This is a genomic window from Vibrio sp. Vb1574 (assembly GCF_033338675.1).
Window position 1 is genome coordinate 71,718 of the sequence record NZ_JAWOTC010000016.1, and the last position, 8,801, is coordinate 80,518.

General features: G+C 43.2%; 7 protein-coding genes. 4 read left to right on the forward strand and 3 right to left on the reverse strand.

Features of this window, described 5'->3' with window-relative positions:
- Positions 1 to 73: 73 nt before the first annotated feature.
- Together R7O12_RS12690 and aat are read right to left on the reverse strand one after the other, a co-directional pair.
- Positions 74 to 775, reverse strand: a complete 702-nt coding sequence (locus R7O12_RS12690) for an arginyltransferase (RefSeq protein ID WP_005378346.1) — start codon at positions 773 to 775, stop codon at positions 74 to 76.
- Positions 772 to 1,479, reverse strand: a complete 708-nt coding sequence (gene aat / locus R7O12_RS12695) for a leucyl/phenylalanyl-tRNA--protein transferase (RefSeq protein WP_005387881.1) — start codon at positions 1,477 to 1,479, stop codon at positions 772 to 774. Before aat ends, R7O12_RS12690 begins: the two co-directional genes overlap by 4 nt.
- Positions 1,480 to 1,518: 39 nt before the next feature.
- Between aat and R7O12_RS12700 the strand changes: the two genes are divergently transcribed.
- Both R7O12_RS12700 and aroA read left to right on the forward strand, forming a co-directional pair.
- Complete coding sequence (locus R7O12_RS12700) at positions 1,519 to 1,995, forward strand: glycine zipper 2TM domain-containing protein (protein WP_005378348.1); 477 nt, start codon at positions 1,519 to 1,521, stop codon at positions 1,993 to 1,995.
- Between the two features lie 290 nt (positions 1,996 to 2,285).
- Entirely contained in the window at positions 2,286 to 3,566 is a 1,281-nt protein-coding gene (aroA, locus tag R7O12_RS12705; RefSeq protein WP_005387883.1) for a 3-phosphoshikimate 1-carboxyvinyltransferase, read from the forward strand.
- Positions 3,567 to 3,629: 63 nt separating this feature from the next.
- Here the strand turns inward: aroA and R7O12_RS12710 are convergent, their stop codons facing one another.
- Complete coding sequence (locus tag R7O12_RS12710; protein WP_005387884.1) at positions 3,630 to 3,878, reverse strand: YciN family protein; 249 nt, start codon at positions 3,876 to 3,878, stop codon at positions 3,630 to 3,632.
- A 434-nt stretch (positions 3,879 to 4,312) separates the two neighbouring features.
- Between R7O12_RS12710 and topA the strand changes: the two genes are divergently transcribed.
- Together topA and glgC are read left to right on the forward strand one after the other, a co-directional pair.
- Positions 4,313 to 6,943, forward strand: a complete 2,631-nt coding sequence (topA, locus tag R7O12_RS12715) for a type I DNA topoisomerase (protein ID WP_053303238.1) — start codon at positions 4,313 to 4,315, stop codon at positions 6,941 to 6,943.
- 608 nt (positions 6,944 to 7,551) lie between these two features.
- Entirely contained in the window at positions 7,552 to 8,769 is a 1,218-nt protein-coding gene (glgC, locus tag R7O12_RS12720; RefSeq protein WP_005378352.1) for a glucose-1-phosphate adenylyltransferase, read from the forward strand.
- Positions 8,770 to 8,801 lie beyond the last annotated feature (32 nt).

Here is an 8,801-nt window from a genome sequence, read left to right on the forward strand (position 1 = left end):
CTTTAGAAATTAGGCAATATTAGCGGGCTATATTCTGCCGCTAAATAGTAATTATGTAAAGTTGAGGCGTATTCTACCCTCGCCAACGCTGATTTACTAGCCTTTGGTGGCGTTGAAAGCGTGTTTTGTAGCTCATTGCTGGGCACTCATCAATCTGATATCCCAAATATAGCCACTGTTGTTTGTTTTCTTGGCAGTATTTAATTTGATAAAGCACTGCTAACGTGCCAAGAGATAACTCGTAGTCAGGGTCAAAGAAAGTATAAAAAGCACTCGAGCATTGTGGCATCAAATCTGTCACCGCAATGGCGAGCAATTGATCTGATTCATCGTAAATGTGTAAAAACGACGTTGTCAGCCAGCTAGTTTGAGCAAATCGAGCAAACTCATCACGCTTTGGTGGGTACATAGTGCCGTTTTTATGCCGTTTGCAGATGTACCGACTGTAAAGCTCAAACCATTCCTCATCCATTTCAGGTTTCATTTCCCAGCGTAAAGACTGTGCTTTATTAAGCAGCCTCTTCTGACTTTTTGATAATCTAACGTCTGGAATCGAGACTCGAATTGGCTGGCAAGCGGTGCAATGCTCGCAATGCGGTTTATATATGGTATCTCCGCTACGACGAAAACCGTTAGCCATGAGCAACTGGTAATTTTCTTCAGTATGCAGCCTTTCATCAAGCGCCACCGCAACCCGCTCTTGCCGTTCAGGCAAATAACTACAAGGGTGATTATTCGTCAACCCTATTCGAATATGTTGTATATCCGTACTCATACTGAATCCTGCAAAACTTGGGGCTGATAGGCATCAAATAGTGTTTGCTTTTCTCTTAAAGATAGTAGTTTTTGCATAAATTCGTCACGCTCAAGTTCAAATGCGCCAAGTGATGCCAAGTGAGAATTCATAACTTGGCAATCGATTAATTGACCTTGCTTTGACGCCAAATGGTTGCATAAGTACCACAATGCAATTTTGGATGCGTTATCTTTTAGGCTAAACATCGACTCCCCGCAAAAAAGTTGGCCCACGCAGATGCCATATAGTCCGCCAATCAGGTTGTTGTCATGCCATACTTCTACAGAGTGACAGTGACCAAGTTTGGCTAACTCAATGTAGGAAGCTTGCATTTCCTCGTTGAGCCATGTTTCCTCTGCAGGGCGTGTTGAAGAACATAGTCTAATCACTTCTTCTGTCGCGAAATTGAGTGTTACTTTATAGTTATGTTTACGCTGAAATTTTTTGAGACTTTTAGATGGCTTAAACTGCAATGGGTCAAACACAGCGCGCGGAGAAGGGCTCCACCATAAAATAGGTTCACCAGGACCATACCAAGGGAAAATGCCTTGATAGTAACCATTGAGGATTCTCATGGGGTTTAAGTCACCACCAAAAGCCAGCAAACCATTGGGGTCGCTGAGTGCTTTATAGGGTGAGGGAAAGTTGAACGTTTCATCGAGTTCAGTTAAATAAATAGCCATAAGAAGTCGTTACCAACATTGGAGTCAGAGGAGTTTATGATGACCTGGTTAAGAAATATCGTAAAAGTATGGCTTGGGATCATACTGTTTTTACCACTTGTCGCCAACGCAGCCTATGAAAGAAATGTTGCCAAGCCAGTTAATGAAGTAGTTTACGGGAAGATTGACTCTGTCCGTTATATTACTCAACAAGAGGTTGTTCAATCGAAAAGTAACGGTTGGAAGACACTACTTGGTGCCACTATCGGTGGTTTAGTCGGTAATCAATTTGGTGGCGGTACGGGAAGAGAAGTCGCGACGGCAGTGGGTGCGCTTGCAGGTGCCGCAGTTGCTCAAAACCAAAGTAATTACCAATACACGGTTGAATATAAGTTAGTTGAGCTACTCATCAAAGTGAAGGGTGATAAGCTAATTAATGTCATCCAAGATGTTGATAAAAATATGTTATTTAGTCGAGGGGATGAAGTTCGTATTTTATATTTTGATGATGGAGTCAGGGTTGATATCACTTATTAACCCTAGGTTGTTTTAGTCTAACGAAGCCTAATCAGGCATGTACAGTCGGGCTGGCTTATCGTCAAATAAAGTCGAAATAGTTTGCTGTTTCGCCGTGCTTCTTTCGCTCTGATTTACATCGCTGGCAATGCCTTTAATTCTGTATCTTTAGGCTGCTTGAGGATATTCATAAATTAGCGCCGATTTACTCTGGTTTTGTCGTGTTTTTTTGGGTAGTCTGAATTCACGAAGAATTGTTTAGCCCTCATAAAAAATCGTATGTTGAGGGCACAAAGGATTATCAACTTTTAATGGAAAGCCTAACGTTACAACCTATCAATAAAATTCAAGGGGAAGTGAACCTTCCTGGCTCTAAAAGTGTTTCTAATCGAGCTCTTTTACTTGCTGCTCTTGCTAAAGGCAGAACTCGCCTTACTAATCTCCTCGACAGTGATGATATTCGTCATATGCTGAATGCGCTGACTAAACTAGGCGTTCAATACCAACTTTCCGAAGATAAAACAGAATGTCTCGTTGAAGGCCTTGGGCGTCCGTTTTCTGTCTCAGAGCCGGTAGAGTTATTTCTCGGCAATGCTGGCACTGCGATGCGACCATTAGCTGCGGCTCTTTGTCTTGGAGAAGGGGAGTATGTACTGACGGGCGAACCTCGTATGAAAGAGCGTCCAATTGGTCACCTTGTCACGGCACTGAAAGATGCTGGTGCGAACGTTGAGTACATGGAAAACGAGAACTTTCCGCCTCTCAAAATAATTGGTACTGGCCTAAAAGCAGGTACAGTTTCTATCGATGGGTCCATTTCAAGTCAGTTCTTGACCGCTTTCTTAATGTCTGCGCCATTGGCTGAAGGTGAAATTCGCATCAACATCGAAGGCGATTTGGTTTCTAAGCCTTATATCGATATCACCCTGCATATCATGAAGCAGTTTGGAGTCGATGTGATCAACAACGACTATCAAGAGTTTGTGATCCCAGCCGGTCAGCAATACATTGCTCCAGGTGATTTCTTGGTTGAAGGTGACGCGTCTTCTGCTTCTTACTTCTTGGCGGCGGCAGCCATCAAAGGTGGAGAAGTTAAAGTCACGGGTATCGGTAAAAACAGCATTCAAGGTGATATTCAATTTGCTGATGCGCTTGAAAAAATGGGTGCAGAAATTGAATGGGGTGATGACTACGTAATTTCACGTGTTGGTCAATTGAAAGGCATCGATATGGATTACAACCATATCCCTGATGCTGCAATGACCATCGCGACAACAGCGCTATTTGCCGAAGGCACTACCGCTATTCGTAACGTTTATAACTGGCGTGTAAAAGAAACAGACCGTTTGTCAGCTATGGCGACTGAGTTACGTAAAGTCGGTGCGGAAGTGGAAGAAGGGGAAGACTACATCATCGTCAAACCTGTCTCTCAGTTAAAGCATGCTGCGATTGATACTTACGATGATCATCGAATGGCGATGTGTTTTTCGCTGGTGGCACTTAGTGATACGCCTGTGACGATTAACGATCCAAAGTGTACGTCGAAAACGTTCCCTGACTACTTCGACAAACTTAAGGCTTTAAGCTGCTAAATATTCTGACCTAAAACAAAAAAGCCAGAGTGAATAACACTCTGGCTTTTTTGTTTCCCAATACTATTTAACCAGCGTAAATTCCTTAGAAAGGTGATGCGCTAAGTATTTGAACATATTGAATACTGCAGTCGTATTTGAAGTTGGTAAACCTTTGTCATCAAGGAAGTATTCACCTTTAAAAACTAAAACACCTTCTTTTTCTTCTACACTTGTTGCTCGCATTCCCTCGATGTAATCATCGTGCTCTTGGATGATTTGGTTAGCGATCAAAAGAAGGTCGAACTCTTCGATAAACGTTCTATCAGACATATTCTTTCTACCATTCTATTTAGTTAAGAATGCTGAGTATACCTACAACTAAAATGGGTGTGCATGATTAATTCAGTCAATCGTTCAGTAAGACTAAACAGATCAATTTTTAGAGTATAAGCATGATGCGGAGGAAGATGGCAGAGCATTGAACCAAACTATTTTGTGATGGGTAACAAAATTTATTGCATTGGATTAGCGGATGCTAAGTTTGCCTGTTTAGATATGCCGCTCAATACCTTTCAGAACCCTGTCTCTTTGAAGTATAAAGACGATGAATTGTCAACCAATCGGATCTGAATTTCAAAAAAGCAGTTGATCTTCTTTTCATCTCGCACAATAGTAAAAAAAGAAGCAATGAAATAGAACATTATGCGGGTGGCCTTTAAACAAGGTTTCTACCCGCATTATTATGAAGGACGTTAGAGTCAGTTATGGGTAAATCACTCGTTATAGTGGAGTCACCAGCCAAGGCAAAGACGATAAATAAGTACCTTGGTAAAGACTTTATTGTTAAGTCTAGTGTTGGTCATGTGCGTGATCTGCCTACGGCCGGTCAAAGCACTGGTGAGAAAAAAGCCGCAGCCATCTCAACTAAAGGGATGAGTCCGGAAGAGAAAGCGCGCGTTAAAAAAGAGAAAGACCGCAAAGCGTTGATCAAAAAGATGGGGATTAACCCATATCATGACTGGGAAGCGAATTACCAAATCCTTCCAGGCAAAGAAAAAGTTGTCAACGAACTACAAAAACTCGCCAAAGACGCAGATTGCGTTTATCTCGCAACCGATTTGGACCGCGAAGGGGAAGCAATCGCATGGCACCTTCGTGAGATCATCGGTGGCGATGAAGAGCGATACAAACGTGTAGTTTTTAACGAAATTACGAAAAACGCGATCCAACAAGCTTTCCAGACACCTGGCGAGCTGAACATGGATGGTGTAAATGCCCAACAAGCACGTCGCTTCATGGACCGTGTCGTTGGTTTTATGGTTTCACCTTTACTTTGGAAAAAAGTGGCTCGTGGTTTATCTGCTGGTCGCGTGCAGTCTGTTGCGGTGAAACTGTTAGTTGAGCGTGAGCGTGAGATTAACGCGTTTGTACCAGAAGAATTCTGGGACATTCATGCGAATACGAAAACGAAAGACAAAGCGGACTTTAAACTGCTTGTTGCTCAGAAAGACGGTTCTGCGTTTAAGCCAGTTAATGAGGCAGAAACCAAAGCAGCGATGTCTGTACTTGAGAATGCAAGTTACGAAGTATGTAAGCGTGAAGACCGCCCTACAAAGAGCAAGCCCTCAGCACCTTACATCACCTCTACGCTTCAACAGGCAGCAAGTACACGTCTGGGCTACGGCGTGAAAAAGACCATGATGCTAGCTCAGCGCCTCTATGAGGCCGGTTACATCACTTATATGCGTACTGACTCGACTAACCTAAGTGCCGAGGCTGTGGACGCTGTACGTGACTTTATTGGTTCTGAGTTTGGTGATAAGTACCTACCAGCGAAAGCATTGACGTACGGTAGCAAAGAAGGAGCACAGGAAGCGCACGAAGCGATCCGTCCTTCAAATGTGGGTGTTAAGGCGGAAGACCTGCAAGGTGTCGATGCTGATGCGCACAAACTTTACGCTTTGATTTGGAATCAGTTTGTAGCGTGTCAAATGACGCCAGCAGAATACGATTCAACAACCATCAGTGTAAAAGCGGCAGAATACACGCTTAAAGCGAAAGGCCGTATCCTTAAATTTGACGGCTGGACTCGTGTACAGCGTCCAATGGGCAAAAACGAGGATACAATCCTTCCTGCGGTACAACTTGGCGATAAGCTAAGCTTAGAGTCACTTGACCCTAAACAGCACTTTACAAAGCCACCTGCGCGCTACACTGAAGCAGCACTGGTTAAAGAGCTAGAGAAACGAGGTATTGGTCGTCCGTCGACTTACGCATCGATCATTTCTACGATTCAAGATCGTGGCTACGTGAAAGTTGATCAGCGCCGTTTCTACGCTGAAAAAATGGGTGAAATTGTTACTGACCGCCTTGATGACAGCTTTAACGATTTGATGAACTACGACTTTACTGCGCGTATGGAACAGAAATTGGACCAAATCGCTGAAGGTGAAGTGAACTGGAAAGCTGTGTTAGACAACTTCTTTGCTGATTTTACTGGCGATCTTGAAAAAGCGGAGCTGGATGAGTCAGAAGGCGGTATGAAGTTAAACCACATCGTCATGACGGATATCGAGTGTCCGACGTGTAGCCGTCCAATGGGCATCCGTACTGCTTCAACAGGTGTGTTCTTAGGCTGTTCAGGTTACGCGTTACCACCAAAAGAGCGTTGTAAGACAACCATCAACTTGGGTGACGAAGAAGGTATTATTAACGTTCTAGAAGAAGACGTTGAAACCGCAGCTCTTCGTGCTAAAAAGCGTTGTCCGATCTGTGAAACAGCGATGGACGCATACCTGATTGATGACAAGCGTAAGATGCATGTTTGTGGTAATAACCCGAACTGTGAAGGCTACCTTGTTGAATACGGCGAGTTCAAAGTAAAAGGCTACGATGGTCCAGTTGTTGAATGTGACAAATGTGGCTCTGATATGGTGCTTAAGAATGGTCGCTTTGGTAAATACATGGATTGTACGAGCGAAACGTGCAAGAACACTCGAAAGATCTTGAAGAATGGCGAAGTCGCGCCCCCGAAAGAAGATCCTGTTCATTTCCCCGAGTTGCCATGTGAAAACTCAGATGCGTATTTCGTACTTCGTGATGGTGCTTCAGGTCTATTTATGGCGGCAAGCAACTTCCCGAAATCGCGCGAGACACGTGCTCCTTTGGTTGCTGAACTGGCACGTTTTGAAGAGCGTTTACCTGAGAAGTTCAAATACCTAGCGACCGCACCGCAAGAAGATCCTGATGGTCGTCCTGCAGTTGTACGCTTTAGTCGCAAAACAAAAGAGAACTACGTTCGTTCGGAAGAGAATGGCAAACCATCTGGTTGGACAGCGCTCTTTGTTGACGGTAAGTGGGAAGTCACTGATAAGCGTAAAAAAGCGAAAGCATAAAAACGTACGATCTAAGTAATGTAAAAAGGCAGCGATATCGCTGCCTTTTTTGCGTTTTGTTTTTGCGTAAAGGCCACTGTGTTGTTCGTATAGATCTTTGCTGCTTTGACTGAGTTTTGCTGACGCGAGAAGATCCCAGTATCAATATTTCGTAGTCGCTGATGTATTTTTTATGTAAAAAATATTCGTTGTAACTTTCATTTTGCATTCACATATTTGTTATACATTGGGCTAAAAAATCGGCGGTGTAGTGAATCCGTTCGTAAATTGTTTTCACAATGTAATCGTTTGCTTTTCCATGTGTGATCTAGATATCGTCTTGAGTACGCAAGAGCTGTATGGTACACAGAATGGCGTATTAAAAATTGTAATTTAGAACCCGCTTAGATAATTTATTACAAAAATTAGTGCAACTGTGTGCATTGTTTGCGTCAAAAAATAAGGAAAGAGTGGACGTTGCATACTGGAAGTGCCGTAGCTTTTTTATCCGTGTTGTAAGAGTTCACAGAAACTCAGAGACGGTTGCTAAATGTATTCGCTTGACTCCCCGAGTATGACTCATTCAAGCGAGTACCAAATCCAAGCTATAACGATATGGAGAACAACAAATGGCTGGTGTTTTGGGAATGATTCTTGCTGGCGGTGAAGGCTCTCGTTTGAGACCTTTAACGGAATCTCGCAGTAAACCTTCGGTACCGTTTGGTGGTAGTTATCGATTGATCGATTTTGCTCTAAACAATTTTGTTAATGCGGATCTGATGCGCATTTACGTCCTAACCCAATTTAAATCTCAATCTTTATTCCATCACTTAAAAAAGGGGTGGAACATCAACGGTATTACAGACCGCTTTATCGATCCTATTCCCGCTCAAATGCGTACTGGTAAACGTTGGTACGAAGGGACGGCGGACGCGATCTATCAAAACCTGCGTTTTATGGAATTAGAGGAACCAGAGCAAGTTTGTATTTTTGGCTCTGACCATATCTATAAGATGGATATCAAACAAATGCTGAACTTCCACTCAGAAAAGAAGGCTTCTCTGACGGTATCTGCATTGCGCATGCCACTAAAAGAGGCGTCGCAATTTGGGGTTATCGAAGTCGATAGTGAAGGTCGTATGATTGGCTTTGAAGAAAAACCAGCAAATCCGAAGTCGATTCCTGGTGACCCTGATTACGCTTTAGTTTCAATGGGTAACTATGTTTTTGAAGCTCAGGTACTGTTCTCAGAGTTGGTCGAAGATGCGGATAATGAAGCTTCATCACATGATTTTGGAAAGGACATCATTCCAAAGATGTTCCCTAGAGGTGATGTGTTCGTGTATGACTTCAGTACCAACAAAATCAGTGGCGAAAAAGAAGAGGTGTACTGGCGTGATGTCGGAACTATTGATGCGTACTGGCAAGCGCATATGGATCTGCTAGAAAAAGATGCACCATTTTCGCTGTACAACCGTAAATGGCCATTGCATACCTACTACCCACCATTGCCACCTGCGACATTTACCGACTCTGATAATGGTCGTGTGCAGATAATCGATAGTTTAGTGTGTAATGGCAGCTATGTTAGAGGCTCAAGAATCGAAAAGTCGGTGCTTGGTTTTCGCAGTAATATTGCTTCTGCTTGCGATATCAGCGAATGTATACTTCTTGGTGACGTAAAAATTGGCGAAGGATGTGTTTTACGTCGTGTGATTGTCGACAAGGATGCCGATATTGCTCCTGGTACTCAGATTGGTGTGAATCTTCAAGAAGATAAAAAACACTTCCACGTGTCTGAGGAGGGCATTGTTGTTATTCCGAAAGGAGCTCGAGTTGGCTACTAACAACTTATCTATTCTGTTTGTAGCTTCTGAGG

Coding starts and splice junctions, on each gene's coding strand:
- aroA (WP_005387883.1), top strand. CDS start 2,286: ATGGAAAGCCTAACGTTACAACCTATCAATAAAATTCAAGGGGAAGTG.
- aat (WP_005387881.1), bottom strand. CDS start 1,479: ATGGCTATTTATTTAACTGAACTCGATGAAACGTTCAACTTTCCCTCA.
- R7O12_RS12700 (WP_005378348.1), top strand. CDS start 1,519: ATGACCTGGTTAAGAAATATCGTAAAAGTATGGCTTGGGATCATACTG.
- R7O12_RS12690 (WP_005378346.1), bottom strand. CDS start 775: ATGAGTACGGATATACAACATATTCGAATAGGGTTGACGAATAATCAC.
- R7O12_RS12710 (WP_005387884.1), bottom strand. CDS start 3,878: ATGTCTGATAGAACGTTTATCGAAGAGTTCGACCTTCTTTTGATCGCT.
- topA (WP_053303238.1), top strand. CDS start 4,313: ATGGGTAAATCACTCGTTATAGTGGAGTCACCAGCCAAGGCAAAGACG.
- glgC (WP_005378352.1), top strand. CDS start 7,552: ATGGCTGGTGTTTTGGGAATGATTCTTGCTGGCGGTGAAGGCTCTCGT.